At 42.9% G+C, this 21,559-nt stretch carries 15 protein-coding genes; all 15 read left to right on the top strand.

Annotation, left to right across the window (positions count from 1 at the left end; translation table 11 throughout):
- Nucleotides 1-4 precede the first annotated feature (4 nt).
- The 15 genes from JRG66_RS04560 to JRG66_RS04490 all read left to right on the top strand — a co-directional run bounded on the left by JRG66_RS04560 (nucleotide 5) and on the right by JRG66_RS04490 (nucleotide 21,538).
- On the top strand, nucleotides 5-1,087 hold the full coding sequence (locus JRG66_RS04560) for a bifunctional 3-deoxy-7-phosphoheptulonate synthase/chorismate mutase type II (RefSeq protein ID WP_265164578.1): 1,083 nt from the start codon (nucleotides 5-7) through the stop codon (nucleotides 1,085-1,087).
- 157 nt (nucleotides 1,088-1,244) lie between these two features.
- Entirely contained in the window at nucleotides 1,245-2,201 is a 957-nt protein-coding gene (gene rsgA / locus JRG66_RS04555) for a ribosome small subunit-dependent GTPase A (RefSeq protein WP_265164577.1), read from the top strand.
- A complete protein-coding gene (dtd, locus tag JRG66_RS04550) occupies nucleotides 2,198-2,650 on the top strand; it encodes a D-aminoacyl-tRNA deacylase (RefSeq protein ID WP_265164576.1) in 453 nt (150 codons plus the stop codon). The genes rsgA and dtd overlap by 4 nt, the downstream gene beginning before the upstream one ends.
- A gap of 104 nt (nucleotides 2,651-2,754) precedes the next feature.
- Nucleotides 2,755-4,677: a transglutaminase family protein gene (locus JRG66_RS04545; protein WP_265164574.1), complete on the top strand. Its 1,923-nt coding sequence runs from the start codon at nucleotides 2,755-2,757 to the stop codon at nucleotides 4,675-4,677.
- A gap of 10 nt (nucleotides 4,678-4,687) precedes the next feature.
- Entirely contained in the window at nucleotides 4,688-6,670 is a 1,983-nt protein-coding gene (locus tag JRG66_RS04540) for a DUF3858 domain-containing protein (protein ID WP_265164573.1), read from the top strand.
- Complete coding sequence (locus JRG66_RS04535) at nucleotides 6,670-6,996, top strand: nucleotide pyrophosphohydrolase (protein WP_265164572.1); 327 nt, start codon at nucleotides 6,670-6,672, stop codon at nucleotides 6,994-6,996. The genes JRG66_RS04540 and JRG66_RS04535 overlap by 1 nt, the downstream gene beginning before the upstream one ends.
- Nucleotides 6,997-7,257: a hypothetical protein gene (locus tag JRG66_RS04530; RefSeq protein ID WP_265164571.1), complete on the top strand. Its 261-nt coding sequence runs from the start codon at nucleotides 6,997-6,999 to the stop codon at nucleotides 7,255-7,257.
- Nucleotides 7,258-7,259: 2 nt separating this feature from the next.
- Entirely contained in the window at nucleotides 7,260-8,492 is a 1,233-nt protein-coding gene (locus JRG66_RS04525) for a 3-phosphoshikimate 1-carboxyvinyltransferase (protein ID WP_265164569.1), read from the top strand.
- A gap of 130 nt (nucleotides 8,493-8,622) precedes the next feature.
- A complete protein-coding gene (gene queA, locus JRG66_RS04520) occupies nucleotides 8,623-9,672 on the top strand; it encodes a tRNA preQ1(34) S-adenosylmethionine ribosyltransferase-isomerase QueA (RefSeq protein WP_265165405.1) in 1,050 nt (349 codons plus the stop codon).
- Nucleotides 9,673-9,988: 316 nt separating this feature from the next.
- On the top strand, nucleotides 9,989-11,044 hold the full coding sequence (rlmN, locus tag JRG66_RS04515) for a dual-specificity RNA methyltransferase RlmN (RefSeq protein ID WP_265164567.1): 1,056 nt from the start codon (nucleotides 9,989-9,991) through the stop codon (nucleotides 11,042-11,044).
- Between the two features lie 66 nt (nucleotides 11,045-11,110).
- Nucleotides 11,111-12,088: a polyprenyl synthetase family protein gene (locus JRG66_RS04510; protein WP_265164566.1), complete on the top strand. Its 978-nt coding sequence runs from the start codon at nucleotides 11,111-11,113 to the stop codon at nucleotides 12,086-12,088.
- 177 nt (nucleotides 12,089-12,265) lie between these two features.
- The gene (locus tag JRG66_RS04505; RefSeq protein ID WP_265164565.1) at nucleotides 12,266-15,010 is read left to right on the top strand and encodes a helix-turn-helix and ligand-binding sensor domain-containing protein; all 2,745 of its coding nucleotides are present in this window, start codon (nucleotides 12,266-12,268) and stop codon (nucleotides 15,008-15,010) included.
- 217 nt (nucleotides 15,011-15,227) lie between these two features.
- The gene (locus JRG66_RS04500; RefSeq protein ID WP_265164564.1) at nucleotides 15,228-18,233 is read left to right on the top strand and encodes a SusC/RagA family TonB-linked outer membrane protein; all 3,006 of its coding nucleotides are present in this window, start codon (nucleotides 15,228-15,230) and stop codon (nucleotides 18,231-18,233) included.
- A 12-nt stretch (nucleotides 18,234-18,245) separates the two neighbouring features.
- Nucleotides 18,246-19,823 carry a RagB/SusD family nutrient uptake outer membrane protein gene (locus tag JRG66_RS04495; RefSeq protein ID WP_265164562.1) on the top strand — a complete coding sequence of 526 codons (1,578 nt, stop codon included), beginning with the start codon at nucleotides 18,246-18,248 and terminating at the stop codon, nucleotides 19,821-19,823.
- A gap of 2 nt (nucleotides 19,824-19,825) precedes the next feature.
- Nucleotides 19,826-21,538, top strand: coding sequence for a LamG-like jellyroll fold domain-containing protein (locus JRG66_RS04490; RefSeq protein ID WP_265164561.1), 1,713 nt, complete (start codon nucleotides 19,826-19,828; stop codon nucleotides 21,536-21,538).
- The last annotated feature ends 21 nt before the right edge of the window (nucleotides 21,539-21,559 follow it).

Below are 21,559 nucleotides of genomic sequence, written 5' to 3'. Positions count from 1 at the left end.
ACTAATGGAAAACAAGAAAGAACTCAGAACCTGGCTAGACAATTTTGGATTGGAACATCCTCTGGTAATTGCGGGGCCATGTAGTGCCGAAACCGAAGAGCAGGTGCTTAAAATTGCGCACCAGCTAAAAGATACCGATGCTACCGTTTTAAGAGCGGGAATCTGGAAACCCCGTACCCGCCCGGGTAATTTTGAAGGCGTTGGTGCTCTGGGGCTAAAATGGCTGCAAAAGGCAAAACAGGAAACCGGGATGCTTACCACTACCGAAGTGGCGAGCCCGCATCACGTAGATCTTGCGCTTGAGCATGATATTGATATCCTGTGGATTGGTGCCCGTACTACGGTTTCCCCTTTTATTGTTCAGGATATTGCCGATGCCCTTAAGGGAACCGACAAGGTGGTGCTGGTGAAAAACCCCGTAAACCCCGATTTGTCCCTGTGGTTGGGTGCAGTTGAAAGGTTCTACTCCTGCGATATCAAGAACCTGGGTGTGATTCACCGCGGATTCTCTGCCTATGAAAAGACCAAATACCGAAATAACCCTGAGTGGCAGATTGCCATTGAACTGCAGAATAAGTTCCCTGATTTGCCGCTAATCCTCGACCCGTCGCATATTGCCGGAAGAAGGGACATCATTTTTGACCTTTGCCAAACCGCGCTTGACCTTAATTATGACGGACTCATCGTGGAGACGCATTTTGACCCCGATAACGCCTGGAGTGACGCAAAACAGCAAATCACACCTGCCACTTTGGTGCAGATCATGAAAGACCTCAAAATTCGGAAAGAAGTTTCTGAAAGTGAAGAATTTCAGAATAAACTGCACAATTTAAGGGCACAAATTGATGTGACCGATAACCAATTGATTGAATTGCTGTCAAAAAGGATGAAAATTTCCGACGAAATTGGGAGGGTGAAAAAATCTCAGAACGTTTCTGTGCTTCAAACCAAAAGATGGAACGAAATTCTGGGGAAAATGGTTCTGGAAGGCGAGCAGCACGGGCTAAGCGAAGAATTCATCCTGCGTTTGTTCAAAGCCGTGCACCAGGAATCTATCAATCACCAGGAAAAGATCATGAAACAATAGATTTTGCGGGTTATTAAAGCACTTAGTTTCCGGTTTAAAATTCTAATCTAATTTTTTCTTGTTAATTTGTTGTGGTAAAAAATCTCCTTCAAAAATGCCATTTTTGGATAGTAATTCAGAAGAAGTTTTTGGAGGAGCCTTTTTTGAAAAGCACTAAATGAAAGGAACTGTTTATAAATCTACCGGAAGCTGGTACCAGGTGAAAGCCGATGACGGCAGGTTTTTCAAATGCCGTATCAAAGGGAAATTCAGGATCAAGGGGATTAAAAGTACCAATCCCGTGGCCGTGGGAGACCGGGTGGAGTTTAAACTGGAAGATAGCGGCGAAGAGGAGCAGAACGGCGTGATTACCGGCATTGGGGAGCGTGAGAATTACATCATCCGTAAATCGGTTAACCTTTCGAAGCAAACCCATATCATTGCCTCGAATATAGATCAGGCTTTTTTGCTGGTAACGCTGAATAATCCGCCCACTTTTACCACTTTTATAGACCGTTTTCTTGTTACTGCGGAAGCTTATCACATCAAAGCCATTTTATTGTTCAACAAGATTGATACGTATAAACCCGAAGAGCTTGATGAGGTGAAGTACATGGCAGCCATGTACAGGCAAATTGGTTATGAATGTATAGGAATTTCGGCCAAGACAGGAAAAAATGTAGAGCAGGTAAAAGAGCTTATGCAGGATAAGACCAGCATGATCTCGGGCCACAGCGGCACCGGGAAATCTACTTTGATCAATGCCATTGAACCAAAACTCGATCTAAAGACCACCAAAATTTCTGAACAACACCGGCAGGGGCAGCATACCACTACTTTTGCTGAAATGTTCGATCTCGATTTTGGTGCCCGCATCATAGATACCCCCGGCATTAAAGGCTTTGGGGTGGTAGACATGGAAAAAGAGGAATTGGGAGTTTACTTCCCCGAGTTCTTTGCGCGCAAGCAGGACTGTAAATTTTACAACTGCCTGCACCTTGAAGAACCAAAATGTGCCGTAAAAGAGGCACTTGAAGCCGGGGAAATCCCCTGGTCCCGTTATAAAAGCTATCTGCAAATATTAAAAGGCGAAGACGAACAAAACTATCGCTTTGATAACCATCAACAGGAATGAGAGCAGTAATTCAGAGGGTTTCTGAAGCATCAGTAATTATAGAAGGTGTCAAAAATGCCGAAATTGGTAAAGGTTTATTGATCCTTATAGGCATAGAAAATGAAGATGCCGGTGAAGATATTAGCTGGTTGTGTAAAAAAATTGTGAATATGCGTATCTTCAATGATGCCAGTGGCGTAATGAACGATTCGCTGCTTGATGTAGAGGGCGAGGCCATTGTGGTAAGCCAGTTTACGCTGCACGCCAGCACCAAAAAGGGCAACAGGCCAAGCTATTTTAAAGCCGCCAAACCCAATGTGGCCATTCCGCTGTATGAAGAATTTGTGTCTGCTTTTGAAAAAGAACTGGGCAAAAAGATAGGGACAGGAATATTTGGTGCCGATATGAAGGTGAACCTTCTTAATGATGGCCCTGTAACGATCATAATTGATTCAAAGAATAGAGGTTAATTTGTTACGGAACTTATTTTTCCTAAAATTAAAAACTTAAAAATGTGTTAAAAAGAGTTAAAATACTATATTAGCAGAACCAACCTATAGTTCTGTCAATGTTCATGTTCCGCTTATTTTTTATTTTATTCCTGTTGTTGGTACCCTCTTCAACAGTGCTTTCCCAAAGCTCTCCCTACTCCATAGATCTTATTGATGCCCCTTTGAAAGAAAATGCACATGCAGTAGTTCGTGAGCAGCTGCTGTCAATTACTGTAAATTCAGTTGATAAGATGAGTATGAACAGTCGTAAAGTGATCACGATCTTGAATGAAAATGGAGATCGTTTTGCATTTGCAGGTGACTTTTACAGTAACAACATTAAAATTAAAGGACAAAGCCTTTTGATCTATGACAAGAACGGAAATGAAATCAAAAAGTTTAAGGCAAAGCATTTTACAGACCGCAGTGCCACTTCATCAGGCACATTGTATAGCGATACAAGAGTTAGTTATGCCGATTTTACCCCCAATGACTATCCGTACACTATTGTTTATGAAAGTGAAGTGGAGACAAATAGCACCATTTTTTTGCCCGACTGGAATCCTGTAAGGGGTTTTAATGTAAGTGTGGAAAAATCGAGCTACCAGGTCTTAATTCCGGAAAATATTGAATATAGAATTCAGGAAAGAAATCTTGACAGCCTGGAGCTGGTAAAAGATAATTCAGGAAACCAGCTTATCTATACGCTAACCAATTTTCCTGCCTATAAGTATGAACCATTAAGCCCGTCCCTTGAAGATTTTACTCCCGGTTTACAGGTGGCCTTAGATGAATTTGCCCTGGTTGGCGTGAAAGGAAGCGGTGCCACCTGGAAAGAATTTGGAAAGTGGCAGTATGATAATCTATTGGCAGGCAGGAACAAGCTTCCGGTCGCAACTATTAATAAAATCACCGCGCTAACAGCAGGAGCCAAAGATGATGTAGAGAAAGCCAGGATTATATATGATTATGTTCAGCAAAATTCGAGGTATATAAGCGTGCAGTTAGGCATTGGTGGCTGGGAACCTATTTCTGCCGAAGAAGTTGACAAAGTGAAATACGGAGATTGTAAAGGACTCACCAACTATACTAAAGCCCTTCTTGATTCTCAAGACATCACTTCATATTATGCAGTAGTGTATTCTGGCGAAGACAAAAAAGATATAGACCCGGAATTTGTTTCAATACAGGGCGATCATGTTATTCTTAATGTTCCCAGGGAAAATGAAGAGGATATCTGGCTGGAATGTACCAGTCAAACCCTTCCGTTTAATTATCTGGGAGATTTTACAGATGACCGGCATGTGCTGCTGGTAAAACCTGAAGGAGGTGAAATTGTTAAGACCAAAACCTATTCCCCTTCAGAAAATGTACAGGAAACAGCAATACGCATAAGCTTAAAAGAAGATGGAAGCTATAAAGCTGCTTTTGAAAGAAAGAGCAGGGGGATTTCATACGGCAACACCTATAGGATAACTTCGGCATCAGAAAAAGATCAGGTTTTGTTCTACAAGAAAAACTGGGGGCACCTCAAAGGCCTGGATCTTGAAGCGCCCCAATTTATCAATGACCGGGAAAAGCAGGAATTTACCGAAATAATCAAATTTTCAGGTGAAAAGTATCCTTCCAAAGTTGCCAACCGTCTATTAATGCCGCTCAATTTTTTAAGTGTGGCTACTTATTCGATTTCAGACCGTGAAGATCGTAAGCTGCCCATTAAAATAGGTCGTGGCACCACTGCAAAAGACCGTTTTGAATTTGAATTGCCAGAGAATTTTGAATCTGAAGCAATTCCTGAAGCGGTGAAGCTCGATAGTAAATTCGGAAGTTTCAGTTTTGAGGCAAAGCTGACCGAGATAGAAGGTAAAAAAATAATATGTGTTGAACGCTCCTACACGCTCAACGAAGGTACCTGGCCTGCAGATGCACTCCAGGAATTTCGAGATTTTATGTATTCAATCCACGCTCTGGGAAATCAAAAAGCAGTTCTCGTGCGGAGCAATTAAACCATTTATAATGAATAAGTTTTATTTTGTTGCAGCTTTTGTGCTGCTAAGTTTTGGAGCAGGCGCCCAGGACTTTCGTTTTGGAAAAGTGTCAGTTGATGAAGTTAAGGAAGAATTTCATCCTGTTGACAAAGAAGTAGATGCCGCAGTTTTATACCGCAGCCACAATGTGTACTACAGGTATGATAACGGAATTGGCTTTACACTGGTCACCGATGTGCACGAGAGGATCAAGATCTATACTAAAGAGGGCTTTGACTGGGCCACTAAAGAGATTTCTTATTATAAAAATTCCAATGACGAAGAAAGGGTGAGCAGTATTAAAGGCTATACCTATAATATCAATAATGGGAAACTCACTTCAGAAAAACTTGGCAAAAATGGCATTTTTGAAGAGGAAGAAAATGATTACCGGCTTACTACTAAAATTACGATGCCTGTTGTGCAGGAAGGAAGTGTAATTGAGTATAAATACACCTTGAACTCTCCCTTTGTTACTTCAATAGACCAAACGCCGCTGCAGTATACTATTCCCATAAACCGGCTTGAGGTAAAAATAGTGATCCCTGAATACCTTAATTTCAGAAAATATTCAAACCCTAAATCCCCTTTGATATTACCCATTACTGAAAGTACCGAACCTTTCGTTCACCTAAATAATAATGGCAGGGGCACATCAAGGCTTCAGTTTTCACAGAATGTGTATGAAGTGGCCACAAACAATGTACCTGCCCTTAAAAAGGAAGATTACGTAGATTATCTGCATAATTATGCTGCATTTTTGAAATGGGAGCTTACCTCTACAAGATTCCCAAATACTACCACAAAAAACTATGCTGAAGATTGGGAAAGTGTGGCCAAAAGCATATTTAATGACGCCGACTTTCAAAAGGAAATAAACCGGGATGGTTATTTTGAAGATGAGGTAGACCAGCTCGTGCAGGGGGTGCAATCACCTCTTGAAAAAATGCAGCTCATCTACAAATTTGTAAAACAAAAAGTGAAGTGGAACGGCTACTACGGCTTTATGCCAGAAAGCGGTGGGAAAACTGCCTTTAAAAAAGGGGAAGGAAACGTGGGGGATATTAACCTCCTGCTAACTGCCATGTTAAAATATGCCGGTCTCAATGCTAATCCCGTCGTGTTGAGTACACGCAGTAATGGCATCCCGGTTTTTCCTACCCGTACCGGGTTTAATTATGTGGTCTCTGTGATCGAATTTCCGGAAGGTGCTGTTTTACTCGACGCCACAGACCCTCATGCTGCACCGGGGGAATTGCCTAAGCGGGCAAGGAACTGGAAAGGAAGGCTCATTCGGGAAAATTTATCTTCAGACTGGGTAGATCTGTATTCTGGGGTTCTGTCATCTGATGTCTCTGTGTTAAGTTATGAACTGGGTAATGATATGGTGCTTAGGGGGAAAGCGGCGGAAAGCTATGATGGCCTCTTTGCAAAGGCATACAGGGAAGAAGTGGAAGGACTTTCTGAGCAGGTTCTTCTGGAGAATCTTGAAAAAGAGAAGGGGAATATTAAAATATCCGAAGTACGGCAGGAGAACCTTGATTCAATAGGTTTAGAGGTAAAAGAGTCTTATGTCTTCGAGTTGCAGCAGGGAGTAGATGTCATTAACGATAAAGTATATATTAAGCCATTTATCTTTAACGGCCTGGCTGAGAATCCTTTTAAAGCAGATGAAAGGCAGTACCCAATCTTCTTTGAATTCCCTATGATGACGAAGAAAACTATAAATCTTCTTATTCCTGAAGACTATGAAGTTGAATCTCTGCCCGAAAGTTCAATTGTCCAGATAAATGGAGGTGAGGGTGAATTCAAATTCCTGGTGAAACAAAACGGGAGGTATTTGCGATTTGAAGCCGATTTTACTTTGAAGAATATTGTTTTTCTTCCGGAGCAGTATACTGCCCTAAAAGAATTTTATGCACAAATGGTAGAGAAACAATCAGAAACTTTAGTTTTGAAGAAAATTATCTGATGAACATCGAAAATGCACAGGAGACCGTAGATGCCTGGATAAAGGAGCACGGGGTGAGGTACTTTAACGAGCTCACCAACATGGCCCAGCTTACCGAAGAAGTAGGGGAAGTTGCCCGTATTATTGCCCGCAGGTACGGGGAACAAAGCGAGAAAGAAAGCGATAAAGCAAAAGACCTGGGGGAAGAACTGGCCGATGTTGTCTTTGTGGTGCTCTGCCTGGCCAATCAAACCGGGATAGATCTACAGGAAGCTTTTGATAAAAAGTTGAACCTGAAGACTCAACGTGACAAAGACCGCCATAAAAACAACAAAAAGTTACTGTAAATGCGCATTTTAGAAGACGTAAAAAACTCCGATTACTGGCTGAAGGTGCTGCAACTAGGCACTGTGTTCTTTGTTGTATTTGTAGGGCTTTCCCTTATTATCTCCCATTTCAGGCAAATCATTAGCGGCGATTTTGCCCTTATCTATCAGGATGAATTTTCTGATGGGAAATGGGTGGAATATTTTCTTATCAAAGCCGTGATTAGCCTCGTTTACTCCATGTATATGACCAGTAGGAGAAAGAATTTTAAAAGAAAATAATTATGCCCCTTCACCTTTCCACCAACACCCGAAGGCTTTCGGGAAAGATTGCCGTTACCGGTTCAAAAAGTGAATCTAACCGACTGCTTATCCTGCAGGCCCTTTATCCTCACCTGGAAATCGATAATTTGTCTAACAGTGACGATACCCGGGTGCTTCAAAAAGCCCTTAATTCTGAAGATGAGGTCATAGACATTCATCATGCGGGCACGGCAATGCGGTTTTTAACGGCTTATTTCGTTTCCAAAGAAGGTAGGGAGACCGTGCTTACCGGCAGCCCGCGTATGCAGGAGCGGCCTATTGCAATTCTTGTCGATGCGTTGCGTGATTTGGGTGCCGACATTACCTATGATAAAAATGAAGGATTTCCTCCTCTGCGGATCAAAGGAAAAAAACTGCTGAAAAATGAGGTGAAAATGCAGGCAAATGTGAGCAGCCAGTACATTTCGGCTTTGATGCTGATTGCTCCTTCGCTGCCCAAGGGGCTAAAAATTGATCTGGAAGGAAAGATTACTTCTGTACCTTATATTCAAATGAGCCTGCAACTCCTGAAGCAGTGCGGAATTGAAGGAAGTTTTGAGAACAACCAAATTTCCATAGCTCCTACAGCTACAGTGCCCGCAAAACGCATAGTTGTAGAATCGGATTGGAGTTCTGCTTCTTATTTTTACAGTATGGCAGCCCTTTCAGATGCGGCAGAACTTAGTCTTACCGCCTACAGGGAGAACAGCCTACAGGGGGATAGAAGTGTGGCCGATATCTACCAAAAATTAGGCGTCAAAACGACATTTTTGGAAGGTAAGATCAGGTTGGAGAAGCTTGATGTTCAACTTCCGGAGGTATTGGAACTTGATCTTGCCAACAGCCCCGATCTTGCACAAACCATTGCTGTTACCTGCTTCGGTTTAGGTGTAAAGGCCTATTTGACCGGTCTTCATACATTAAGGATCAAGGAGACCGACAGGCTTCAGGCGTTGAAGAATGAAATAGAGAAACTGGGAGGGCAGGTTGAGATCACTGATGATACTTTAAAGCTTTCAGCTTCCGAAGAAATAAAATCAGATATTGCGATAGACACTTATAATGACCATCGTATGGCGCTTGCATTCGCGCCGCTGGCGTTAAAAGTTCCTCTTGTTATTAATGATGCCGGGGTGGTGAGCAAGTCATTTCCGGAGTTTTGGGAGAACCTTCAGCAGCTAAAGTTTTCTGTAAAAGATTCCGCTAAAGAATAAGAAATTTTTAAAAGCTGCCGTTGTGTGGCCCCGTCAATTAACAGATTTCTTAAATAAACCGGCATTTACTTGACAACCCCTATCCCGAGGTTGTATATTTGCAGCTTCTTAAAATCTATCTTATATGGGAATGAAATTATCGCACTTCAATTTTGACCTTCCGCCCGAACTATTGGCAGAATATCCTGCCGAGAACAGGGATGAAGCCAGGTTAATGGTTTTAAACAGGAAAGAGCAAACAATTGAGCACAAACAATTTAAGGATCTTATCGATTATTTTGAACCACAAGACGTGATGGTGTTGAACAACACGAAGGTTTTTCCTGCCCGTCTTTTTGGTAATAAAGAGAAGACCGGTGCCCGTATTGAAGTGTTTTTGCTGAGGGAATTAAATGCTGAAACCCGCCTGTGGGACGTGCTGGTAGACCCTGCCAGGAAGATTAGGATTGGTAACAAACTCTATTTTGGAGACGATGAAAGCCTGGTGGCCGAAGTCATTGATAACACTACTTCCCGCGGGAGAACCCTGCGTTTTCTTTACGACGGTTCTTACGAGGAATTCCGTAATAAACTTACAGAACTCGGGGAAACCCCGCTGCCAAAGTACATTAAAAGAGAAGTACAACCCGAAGATAAAGACCGTTACCAGACCATCTATGCAAAAACGGAAGGTGCTGTGGCGGCCCCTACTGCCGGGCTTCACTTCTCAAAACATTTGCTAAAGAGGCTGGAGATCAAAGGGATTGACTTTGCTGAAGTTACCCTTCACGTGGGGCTGGGAACATTTAGTCCGGTAGAAGTTGAGGATCTTTCCAAGCACAAAATGGACAGTGAAGAGGCCTATATTGAAACCCCTGCCGTGAATACCATCAATAAGGCTATTCTTGAAAAGCGCAAGGTTTGTGCGGTGGGAACTACGGTAATGCGTTCTTTGGAAAGTTCGGTTTCTTCAAACAAGACCCTGAATGAGTTTAGAGGATGGACCAATAAGTTCATTTTCCCTCCATACGATTTTAGTATTGCAAACTGTATGATCACCAACTTCCACACGCCAAAATCTACTTTATTGATGATGGTTTCTGCATTTGCAGGGCACGATTTCATGAAGAAGGCTTATGCTGAAGCTGTGAAGGAGAAATATAAGTTTTATACTTACGGAGACGCTATGTTGATCCTATAGTTTAGAATGTTCAGTGCTCAGTATTCAGTGGGCAGTTGCTTCTAAAGAAATATAACCAAACCTCGCAGGTTTTTAAAAACTTGTGAGGTTTCTTTTTTCCTTGAACCTACCTGCGCCGGCAAATCGGTTTCATATCGGCTTATTTTAGTACTCCAGTGGAATTTGGAAATTGGTGCTTGAAATTATTTGGTGCTTCGCTTTTTTGGATCACTAATTGCTTATAACCGCATATACTATAAATAATTACAGGGATTCAGGTGGAAAAAGATCTTTAATTTTAAATCTTGAATCCTGAATAACTTTGTACTTTTGCAGCGTGAAAGAAAAGAAGAAAGACATACGGGCCTTGACCAAAGAGCAACTTCAGCAATTCTTTGTTTCCCAGGGGGATAAATCCTTCCGCGGAACTCAGGTTTATGAGTGGCTTTGGGGGAAAGGAGCACATTCTTTTGAAGATATGACCAATATCTCCAAAGAGACCCGTAAAATGCTGAATGAGAATTTTGTGATCAACCACATTCGGGTAGACCAGATGCAGCGCAGCAGTGATGGAACTATTAAAAACGCTGTAAAGTTACACGATGACCTTACGGTAGAATCGGTTTTGATTCCAACTCCCTCGAGAACCACCGCCTGTGTCTCTTCACAGGTTGGCTGTAGCCTGGATTGTAAATTTTGTGCTACCGCCAAGCTGAAGCGCATGCGCAACCTGAATCCCGATGAAATTTATGACCAGGTAGTGGCTATAGACAATGAGAGTCGGTTGTATTTTGATAAGCCTCTTTCGAATATTGTTTTTATGGGCATGGGAGAGCCTCTTATGAACTATAATAATGTGCTTAAAGCTATAGAGAAGATCACCTCTCCCGAAGGATTGGGCATGTCGCCAAAACGTATTACCGTTTCCACTTCAGGGGTGCCAAAAATGATAAAAAGAATGGCCGATGAGGAGGTGAAATTTAAGCTTGCCGTTTCCCTGCATTCCGCCATTGATGAAGTGAGAACCTCCATTATGCCTTTTAATGCCACCTTTCCTCTTGATGATCTTAGGGAAGCGCTCGAATACTGGTATGCTAAAACAAAAAGCCGTATTACCTATGAGTATGTGGTGTGGAAAGATGTGAACGACAGCAGGAAAGATGTTGATGCTCTGGTGAGGTTCTGTAAATATGTGCCCTGCAAGGTAAATCTAATTGAATACAATCCCATAGGTGACGATCACTTCAAGCAGGCTCCCGAAGAAACAACCAACATGTACGTAAGGGAACTGGAGCGTAACGGAATCACCTGTACCGTTCGTCGTTCCCGCGGAAAGGACATTGATGCCGCCTGTGGCCAGCTTGCAAACAAATCAAAGGAAGTTGTCGCATAATCATCCAAAAAGGGCATTTTTGGAAGGTGCTGAAAAATTATTCTTTTAACTATCTTAGCAGCCTTTATGAAGGTAATTTCTAAAATAAAGCTGCCGGTAGAGAAGGAGATGGAACTTTTTGAAAAAAAGTTCACTCAGTCGATGTCTTCAAAAGTTGCGCTTCTAAACAGGATCACTCACTTTATTGTTAACCGAAAGGGCAAACAGATGCGCCCTATGTTTGTTTTTCTCGTAGCCAAAATGGTTGCTGAAGGAAAAGTCAACGAACGTACCTACAGAGGGGCTTCGGTAATTGAGTTGATCCACACTGCCACACTGGTCCACGACGATGTAGTGGACGATTCCAACCGGCGTCGCGGTTTTTTTTCCATCAATGCCCTGTGGAAAAATAAAATTGCCGTTCTGGTGGGGGATTACCTGCTTTCCAAAGGACTATTACTTTCTATAGACAACAATGATTTTGACCTTTTAAAGATCATTTCGGTTGCTGTGCGGGAAATGAGTGAAGGCGAATTGCTGCAAATTGAAAAAGCCCGTCGCCTCGATATTACCGAAGATATCTACTACGAGATCATACGTCAAAAAACCGCTACTTTAATAGCGGCCTGCTGCAGCCTTGGAGCAGCCTCTGTGCTACCCGATTCTAAGGAGGTGGAAAAAATGAGGCGGTTTGGTGAGCTTATAGGAATGGCTTTTCAGATTAAAGATGATCTTTTTGACTATGGCAATGAACGCATAGGCAAACCCACGGGAATCGATATTAAAGAGCAGAAAATGACCCTGCCCCTAATCCATGTGCTAAATAAAGTTTCTGCCCGTGAAAAGTCCTGGCTTATAAATTCGGTAAAGAATCATAACAAAGATGGGAAACGGGTTAAGGAAATTATTGAATTTGTAAAGAACAATGGCGGACTCACCTACGCCGTATCCAGAATGCAGGCATTTCAACAGGAAGCCCTCGCCGTGCTCGAAGAATATCCTCCTTCCCCGTACAAAGATTCTTTAATGCTTATGGTGAATTACGTCATTGAACGTAAAAAGTAATTTTTCTTCCGGCTTTCCGTAGCCATTTTTTCCAGTCATTATTTTTATTCCACTGCAGAATAACTGATGGGAATTCCACATCGAGGTTTTCTTGAAGAAATCAGTGAAAAGAAAAAAAACCGTACCTTTATTCGGTAAAAATCACTTGCACATTACTTGCTCAAATCTTTTTTTGCTATGGAAATATTTCGTTTTAATGTGTTGATAACCATACTTTTATTCTTTTCATTTACTACAGCACAACAGCTTTCCCCACCTATACATAATTATTCTTCCTTTAATTATAAAGCTGCCAGTCAAAACTGGGATATTGCTCTTGATGAAAAGGGGATAATCTATGCGGCAAACAATCAGGGGCTGCTTTGTTTTGACGGCCAACGCTGGGAGTTATTTCCCCTGGCAAGTGGTTCGGTAATCCGGTCGGTTCTTCCTCATGAAGGGAAAGTTTTTACAGGTTCTTACAGGGAATTTGGTTTTTGGGAAAGGGATTCAAAAGGGGAGATGTGTTATACCTCCCTCATTCCGCTCCTGGGAGATTATGAGCTGCAGAGTGAAGAATTTTGGGAGATCATAGCTCACAAAAATGCCATTTATTTCAGGTCTTTTGGAGCCGTTTATCGTTATGAGAACGATAAAATAGTTCCGGTTCAAAGGGTCAATGTCAACCAGATGGAGGTTTTTAACGACAGGTTGGTTGTGGCAACCGGTGAGTCAGGGCTTGTTTATTTGAATGCATCGGGAGAAATGGAGCCTCTGCCCAATCAGGAAGTGATTGGGAATGAAGTTGTGAGGGAACTAATTGTTCATGGTGACGAACTGTTGATTGGCTTAAGTGACGGGATTTGCCTTTTTGATGGTATGAACATGCGAAAGCTTGTTAACAACAAGCTTCAGCAGGAGCTGCAACAGTATGAGCTCAATCACGTTTTGTCGCTTTCTCCCACTGAAATAGTTATAGGAACCCTTAAAAATGGCATAATTCAGTTTGATCAGGCTTCCGGCAAAATCTCGTCTTATAATCGGTGGGATGGGCTTCAGAATAATACTGTACTTGCCATGGCACAGAACAAGGCTAAGGTTTGGCTGGGGTTGGACAATGGTATAGATGTGGTTGATGTATATTCTCCTTTCAGGTTTTTTACTGATGAAAGTGGGGAATTAGGGTCGGTTTACGATCTGAATTTTAATGGTAAGGACCTTTACCTGGCCAGTAATACCGGCGTTTTCAGGCTTTTCGATGATCAGATGAAGCTTTTGGAAGGGGCCGAAGGCCATTCCTGGAATCTTGAGGTGGAGGATGGGGTAATGTACAGTAACCATAATAATGGCACCTTCAAAATTGTAAATGATCGTTTTGTGCCGGTTGATGAACGCACAGGAAGTTTCCAGATCCTGAAGAATGGCCCGGGGAACTTTCTCATCGGGAATTATACCGGTATAGACCTTTACAATGAGGCTACCGGAGAAGTGCGTCGGCTTAAAGGGATTAATTTTCCTGTAAAACAGATGCTGGTTGAGAACCCTTCTACCCTGTGGGCAACTGATGCTTATGAAGGTATTTACAGGATTGGACTTGCTTCGGAAAGCGACAGCATCACTTCTGTGAAAAAAGTTAATGCCGGTTCTGCTGGGGGCAGTCAGGAGGCTGAACTTTACCGGGTGAACAACCAGATCGTGGCCTTTACCAATGGGAAGTGGTATCATTATAATCCTTTTACCCAAAATCTGGAAGTATTGAAGGAGTGGCAGGAGTATGAGGGTAAAAGGCTGCTGGGGCAGGATGGTGAATTTTTCTGGTTCATGGATTCCGATAAGAATCTACTTACCATTACCGATTTTAAAGAGGATAAGATCCTGGTGACTGCAGGGATGCTGAATAAACGAACGGTAAAGAAAAATGAGCGGCTCATCAAGCTCAACGATTCCATTTACTATATTACCCTGCATGATGGTTTTGCCCGGCTTAACCTGAAGGAGTTAAGGCAGTTTAGGACTCGTGAATACTTGAGTTCCCCCATGGTGCAAAAAATGTATGATGGTTCTGGTTATTATGATCTTAGCGAAACGCCGCATATTCCCAGTAAAAATGCGAGAGAAATAACCATTCTTGCAGGTTTACCGGTTTCAGATGCTGTGGGTATGGAGTATGAACTGCTTGGCACAAATACGCCCCCCGTGAGGGGAGAAGTGCAGGAAGGAAAGCTGCAGTTCCAAAATTTGCCTTACGATGAGTACGAGCTCAGGTTAACGGCCGTGGGTTCCCAGCAGAAGGCTTCGGTATTTAGCGTATTCAGGTTTGTGGTAGATCCGCCCTGGTATTTAAAAGATTATATGAAATTCCTGTACCTGCTTTCTTTACTGATGCTCGTGGTGCTTATCTATTATGTAAATAAACTGAAACTTCAGCAGCACCGCCGTCTTCTTAAGATCAGGTACCAAAAGGAGCATGAAGAAAAAATGAATAAGCTCGAAAAGGAACAGCTCATTAATGAAATAAATATGAAGCGGAAAGAACTGGCGAACACCACCATGATTGCCGCTAAGAAAAATGAAGTGCTTATGCAAATACAGGGGGAACTGAATAAGGACAAAACCAAATTCTCAAACCAGTACAGGCTTAAACACATTATGAATAAGATCAATAATGCGGTTAAGAATGACGACGAGTGGAAGGTCTTTGAAACAAATTTTAATGAACTGCACGAAGATTTCTTCAGGGATCTTCTTAGTAAATATCCAAAACTGAGTAACAGGGACCTTAAACTTTGCGCCTACCTTAAGATGAACCTTACTTCAAAAGAGATTGCGCCGTTAATGGGTATAAGCGTGAGAGGGGTTGAAGTACATCGATACAGGCTTAGAAAAAAGATCAATGTAGACACTTCAGAAAACCTTACCAACTGGCTAATTGCTAATTTTTAAAAGTTTCAGGTGTCAAAAATGCCTTAAAAACACTACATCATCACTACATCAGGTTGTTATTTTACTTTTAAAATATTACTTCAGGTGGCCGGTAATATGTTTATTTACAGTGTATTTAACACTAAACAGTCTTGATGTAGCAATTGTGTACTATAACGTTTTCGAGTCTTCGGGTTCTAATGTAATTTCATGTCAAATTTTGTAAACGGTTTACCCTATGAAAATTAAATTATTACTCACATTTTTGGCGCTCCTGTTCTGCGGAATTGGATTTGCCCAACAACCAAAAACTATTACGGGTACCATTGTTGGGCCCGATGGTATGCCTTTACCGGGTGCAGAGGTGAAGGTGATTGGTAAGAATATTTTTGATATTACCGATTTCGATGGAAATTTTGCTCTTGAAGGAGTGGTTGAAGGTGATACCTTCAGAATTACTTTTTTAGGATTTAAGCCTCAGGAATTACCTGTGGTTGGGGCGAATGATTATCAGATAACTTTAGAAGAAGACGCCGCTGCTTTAGATGAAGTCGTGGTGGTGGGATACGGTACCCAGCGAAAAGCCGATCTTACCGGTTCAATTGTTACCGTAGAGTCTGAAGAAATTGAAAAAACGCCCACTTCAAACGTCATGCAGTCCTTACAGGGAAAAGTGGCAGGGGTGCAAATTACCTCTGTTGGATCTCCGGGTAATTCGCCCAACGTGAGGGTGAGGGGTCTTGGTACCTACACAAGTGGTACCAATGTGCTTTATGTAGTTGATGGTGCCCTTTATGACAATATTGACTTCTTAAGCACAAAAGACATCAAATCTATCAACGTGTTAAAAGATGCATCCTCTTCAGCCATTTACGGGGTAAGGGCTGCAAACGGGGTTATTATTGTGGAGACCAAATCTGGGCGTATAAACCAGAAACCTCAGTTTGAATACGACGGTTATACCGGGGTGCAGAGAGCTCAGGACGTTGTGAAAATGGCTAATGCCGAACAGTTCACCACCATGGTTTACGAATCGGGGTCACAGGCAGATATCCAGTTCGTTCTTAATGCCATGCAACGCTTTGGGCGCAGCAGGGTTAACCCCAATGTTCCCGATGTGAATACCGACTGGTATGATGAGATTTTAAGAGAAGGCCTTATTCAAAGCCACAGTATTGGTGTTTCGGGTGGGGGAGATAATGTAACCTATTCGGTTGGTGCCAATTATTTTGCTCAGGAAGGTATCCTCGATATGAAGAACGAGTATGAAAGGTTTAACATTCGTTCTAAAATGGATGTGGATATTACCGACAGGTTCAAAACCAGTGTGAACATGGTATTTAGTAATGCCACCCAGTTTCAGCCCGATAATGCTGCCTGGTTCAATGCATATTTCGCGGTACCCATACTTCCGGTTTTTGACCCTCTCAACACTGCAGCTTCACCTGTGAGATATGCTAATGCCCAGCTTTTGGGCTACCGGAACACCCAAAACCCGCTTCCAATCACAAGATTTAATGAAGATCGTCTTAAGATCAGGAAGCTGTTGGCTACTATGGATTTTCAGTATGAGATCATTGAAGATAAGCTGGATTTAAAAACCACTTACAGCCATAACTTCTCTGCATTGGAAGAACGTTATGTCAACCTCCCATATACTCTGGGTAATAACTATGAAGTTCAGTCTTCAATTAAAAGGGAAAACAACACTTTCTCCAACCAGTATTGGGATAACGTCTTAACTTACAAAGACCAGATTGGAGACCACAGGTTTACAGCCATGGTGGGTACTTCCTTTAGAGATGAGGCTTCAAATGAATTTGAGGCAACAGGTGAAAGAATTAGGGGGATAGGCCTGGAATCAAGCTGGTACCTGAATTTTGCCGATCCGGAATCTTTCAATAATAACGTGGAAGAAATAGGAAAAAGATATTACGGAATGTCCTATTTTGGAAGGGTTTCCTACAGCTTTATGGACAGGTACCTGCTCTATGGAACCTACAGAGCCGACGGATCTTCGAAATTTACACTTGATCCATGGGGATATTTCCCTTCCGTTGGTTTAGGATGGGTAATTTCCGAAGAAAATTTTATGGATAATGTAGGCGTTATAGATTTTCTGAAATTACGTGCTGCCTGGGGTAAACTTGGTAATGACAATGTTGCTGCCAGCGCCGGTTCCAATACTATTGATGTTGTTTCTGCGCCCTTTGGCGATAACCCGCGCACCGGGATCGTCTCTACCAGTGTTTTCTCCAACAATACCTGGGAGGTCATAGAAGAACTTAATTTTGGGGTTGATCTTGAAGTTCTGGAAAACAGGCTGTCTCTTACTGCCGATTATTACATCAGGGATACCGAAAATGCCATTCTTCCGGTTTATATTCCTATTGTAGACAAAAGCATAGAGAGAAATTCTGGAGTAATCAGAAACCAGGGTCTTGAATTCAGCGGTAACTACTTTGGTGAGATTGGAGAAGATTTTGAATTTTCTATAGGAGCAAACTTCACCACCCTTAAAAATGAAGCTACCCAAATTGAAGACGAGAGAGGATACATAGATTCCGGCTCGGCAGAATTCCGCCAGAGAACTATTGAAGGTGGTCCTCTTTTTGGGTTTTACGGCTATGAAAGAGTAGGGGTTTACCAAAATCAGGCGCAAATTGATGCCGATCCTATTGCAGTAAATAACAACCTGGTTCCCGGAGATCTTATTTACAGAGATCAAAACAACGACGGAATGATTACCGATGAAGACAGGGTGGTATTAGGATCATTCCTGCCCGACTTCACTTACGGAGGTAATATTTCGATGAACTACAAAGCTTTCGATTTTTCCATGAGCTTTTACGGACAGGCAGGGAATAAGATCCTTAACAGAAGAAGGGGGGAAATTATTTTCACCAATGATACCAATATGGATGCCGACCTGGCCATTAACAGATGGCATGGGGAAGGCACAAGCAATATCTACCCTTCTGCTGCCGGGATGCGCAAGGCATGGAACCAGCGCCTAAGTGACTTTTGGGTTGAGGATGGAGATTTCTTCAGAATTCAAACCATGCAGCTCGGCTATACCGTAGAACAGGAAGATTTCCCATGGATGCGGGTTTATGTTACCGCTGAAAGGCCTTTCTCTTTCTTCGACTATAACGGATTTACTCCTGAAGTGCCCGATGGTGTAGATAGACAAACCTATCCGGTGCCATCAATCTATACAGTGGGAATAAATGTTAAATTTTAATTGACAGACGAAATGAAAACTTCAAAAAATATATTAATCCATCTTTCTGTACTGGTTTTGGCACTGGCAGTAAGCTCCTGTTCCGATAAACTCGATACGCAGGAAGGTCAGCTCAATACGGGAGACATTGATTACACCGATGCCAGCCAGATGATAGACCCTTTAATTGGCGCCTATTATGAAATTAGCAGTCTTGGCTGGGAAGAGCCTTTGCTGCTGGGAGTGCGCGGTGATGATGTGAATTCGGGAGGTCTGGGTGACCAGCCTCTTTATACCGAAACCGATCTTTTCAATTACGACAAAGATTTCTGGATGTACAACCAGGTTTGGAATTCCCATTACAATGACATCATCAACATGAATACTGCAATTTTGCAGATAGAAAACTTCATGGAATATGCCAATGAAACAGATTTTGCCCGTGGCGAACAGTACATTGCCGAAATCAAGGTAATACGGGCCTGGCTTCATTTCAACCTGGCCAGGAACTGGGAAGACATTTTCATTATTACTTCAAATCAGCCTGAAGCCGAACTGGAGCAGGGAGTTGCGACAAAAGATCAAGTGATGCAGTTTATCTCCAGTGAAATGGAGGAGGTGATACCGCTTCTTCCGGATGCAAGACCAAATCAACGTACAGACCTGCCGGGAGGAATTACCCGTTACACCGCTTATGCTATGAAAGCCCTCGCTGAACAGGAACTTCAGAATTACCAGGCCGTGGCCGAGGCTACAGGGGCTATCATAAATTCAGGTTTGTTTTCTCTTTACCCAGATTTTTATCAGCTGTTTAAGAAGCCGGGAGAATTGAGCAATGAAAGCTTACTTGAGCTTCAATATTCAGATTATGGCTCTGAGTCGGGAGAGGCTTTCTACCATCTCTATGCGCCTTTCGGGCCACAAAACTGGGATCCTGCGAGAGAGAATGCCGAAGCAGGATGGGGCTTCTATGAGCCAAGCAACAAGTTCATTGGCTTTATGATTGACAGGAATGAAACCGTACGTCTTGAAACCAGCGTGTTGTTCACTCCCGAAGGAATCGCAGAACTGCAGGCAGAGGGCTATACCATCCCTTCGTTTGTTAGCAATGTGACACCTTCCGATGATGTGATCAACAACTATGTAAGAGCAGATTTTGCCAGCGGAAAACATTATTTACCATCTGTACAGCTTACCGATGGGCGTAATAATTACGGGGCCGGTAAGAACTTTATCGTGATAAGATATGCCGAAATCCTGCTCATGTATGCCGAAGCAGTGACCAGGGGCGCAAGCGCTACCGCAATTCCTGCCGATGAGGCCGTAAACCTGGTGAGGGAACGTGCAGATATGCCGGCACTTTCAGGCGTTACTACTGAACAGGTGCTCGATGAAAAATTTGCCGAACTCGCCATGGAATGGGGAATAAGGTATTACGATATGATTCGTCTTGACAAATACCAGGAACTAAGCTACGATGGCAGAACATTCACCGCCGCAGATGAGTACCTGCCTTATCCACAGGCACAGGTTGACGCCTTGCCTTTAGAAGCTACCAACGTAGATACTAATACGGCACTTAATGATGTATTATCAACTTTAAACAGGTAAAAATGAAAAATTTAAATATAAGAATTTTCGGCTTTCTTGCCTTCTTGTTTATCCTGGCAGGTTGTGAGCGTGAAGGGATTGACCCAATCACCAGGGTAGAACCCGGGCAGGATGAAGGAGCTCCCCAGGTCAATATAAAATACCCCCAGCAGGGCACCGTGATTAAAGAAGCTTCAGAGCTTTCTAATATTACCATAGATCTTGAAGTTGAAGATGACATAGAGATCCAGGAGATCGTGGTTCTTGTAGATGGGCAGGAGGTAGAAACCTTTACCGAATTCACCGATTACCGTATAGCGCTCAAAAAAGTCACTTTTGAAGGGCTTTCAATGGGTGAGCATACAGTGACAGTTAGGGCTACAGATATTGAAGGTAAAGAAACCGTGCAAACCACAACCTTCAGCAAAGAACCTCCATATACGCCTGTTTTTGAAAACGAGATATTCTACATGGCTTTTGATAAAAGCTTTATGGAACTTATAGAGCTGGAAGAGCCCACTCAGGTTGGAGACCCGGGATTTTCAGATGAGGCCAAAGAAGGAACTGGCTCCTATGAGGGGGCTGTAGATTCTTACCTCACGATACCTCTTGCAGAGCTTGAAGATGAGTTCACTCTTGCATTCTGGTACAAGATGGATCCTGCCACAGAGAGAGCCGGAATTTTAACAGCGACCGATGACAGTGATAGAAATCAGGGCTTCAGGTTATTTAGAGAACCTGCTGGCACCGATGCCCAGGTAGTGAAGTTAAATGTAGGTACCGGTGAGAGTGATATCTGGAACGATGGCGGTACTCTTTCTACCGTAGAACCCGAATGGACGCATATTTCCGTTACGGTTTCCCCAACAGGAACAGCAATTTATTTTAATGGCGTTCTCGTAAGAGCCACTACGCTTGATAATGTTGCTATAGATTGGACAGGGGTTGAAAACCTTGTGATAGGCTCAGGGTTAAACTTCGATGGTTGGGGCCATAATTCAGATACAAGTCTTATCGATGAATTAAGGATCTTTGATGAGGCAATGACTGCGGAAGAAGTAAGCCTGATGGTGAACCCTCCTTCCGAAGATATATCCCTTTACCTGCCTTTTGACGGAAATTACAACGAACAGGTCTCCGGCCGAAGCATTAATGTGGTTGGGTCTCCTAAGTTCACACAAGATGCCAAAGAAGGAAGTGATGCTTATCTAGGGGCCGATGGCGCTTATTTGACCTTCCCTTCACAAAATCTTTTAGACGAAGAGTTCAGTGCTACTTTCTGGTACAAGGTCAATGCCAGCCCAGATCGTGCGGGTATAATTTCCATTAGCGCCGTAAATCCTGAAGGGGCTAATAAAAACAACCTCACCAAAGGCTTCCAGTTATTTAGGGAAGCATCTGGCGACAGTCAGCGAATTAAGGCAAGTGTTGGAACCGGGAACGGGAATAGCTGGAATGACGGCGGATTGATAGATCCGGCGGCCGGGGAATGGGTGCATATCGGATTTGTGATTACCGAAAACAAAAGCAGGATCTACATCAATGGAGATCTTGCAACCGAAGCTCCCGTTACCGGAGGGGTTGACTGGACCGGTGCCGATCTTGTTTCGGTAATGTCTGGTGCTCCGCGTTTCGTGGAATGGAACCACCTTTCAGATCAAAGTGCTATAGACGACCTGCGTTTCTACCGGGTTGCTCTAACAGAAGAGGAAATCGAAGCCGATATGAATAATTGATCATAAGCCAAAACACTCCTC

Origin of the sequence: Salinimicrobium tongyeongense, from assembly GCF_026109735.1 — a bacterium.
In the GTDB taxonomy this organism is placed as follows: Bacteria; Bacteroidota; Bacteroidia; order Flavobacteriales; family Flavobacteriaceae; genus Salinimicrobium; species Salinimicrobium tongyeongense.
This window is presented reverse-complemented; position numbering and strand designations above follow the sequence as displayed.

What these genes read in the sequence shown, in the direction of transcription:
- JRG66_RS04510 (WP_265164566.1), top strand. Translation starts at nt 11,111, where the DNA reads ATGAAGGTAATTTCTAAAATAAAGCTGCCGGTAGAGAAGGAGATGGAA.
- queA (WP_265165405.1), top strand. Translation starts at nt 8,623, where the DNA reads ATGAAATTATCGCACTTCAATTTTGACCTTCCGCCCGAACTATTGGCA.
- JRG66_RS04530 (WP_265164571.1), top strand. Translation starts at nt 6,997, where the DNA reads ATGCGCATTTTAGAAGACGTAAAAAACTCCGATTACTGGCTGAAGGTG.
- JRG66_RS04505 (WP_265164565.1), top strand. Translation starts at nt 12,266, where the DNA reads ATGGAAATATTTCGTTTTAATGTGTTGATAACCATACTTTTATTCTTT.
- JRG66_RS04495 (WP_265164562.1), top strand. Translation starts at nt 18,246, where the DNA reads ATGAAAACTTCAAAAAATATATTAATCCATCTTTCTGTACTGGTTTTG.
- JRG66_RS04560 (WP_265164578.1), top strand. Translation starts at nt 5, where the DNA reads ATGGAAAACAAGAAAGAACTCAGAACCTGGCTAGACAATTTTGGATTG.
- JRG66_RS04540 (WP_265164573.1), top strand. Translation starts at nt 4,688, where the DNA reads ATGAATAAGTTTTATTTTGTTGCAGCTTTTGTGCTGCTAAGTTTTGGA.
- JRG66_RS04535 (WP_265164572.1), top strand. Translation starts at nt 6,670, where the DNA reads ATGAACATCGAAAATGCACAGGAGACCGTAGATGCCTGGATAAAGGAG.
- JRG66_RS04490 (WP_265164561.1), top strand. Translation starts at nt 19,826, where the DNA reads ATGAAAAATTTAAATATAAGAATTTTCGGCTTTCTTGCCTTCTTGTTT.
- rsgA (WP_265164577.1), top strand. Translation starts at nt 1,245, where the DNA reads ATGAAAGGAACTGTTTATAAATCTACCGGAAGCTGGTACCAGGTGAAA.
- JRG66_RS04500 (WP_265164564.1), top strand. Translation starts at nt 15,228, where the DNA reads ATGAAAATTAAATTATTACTCACATTTTTGGCGCTCCTGTTCTGCGGA.
- dtd (WP_265164576.1), top strand. Translation starts at nt 2,198, where the DNA reads ATGAGAGCAGTAATTCAGAGGGTTTCTGAAGCATCAGTAATTATAGAA.
- JRG66_RS04525 (WP_265164569.1), top strand. Translation starts at nt 7,260, where the DNA reads ATGCCCCTTCACCTTTCCACCAACACCCGAAGGCTTTCGGGAAAGATT.
- JRG66_RS04545 (WP_265164574.1), top strand. Translation starts at nt 2,755, where the DNA reads ATGTTCCGCTTATTTTTTATTTTATTCCTGTTGTTGGTACCCTCTTCA.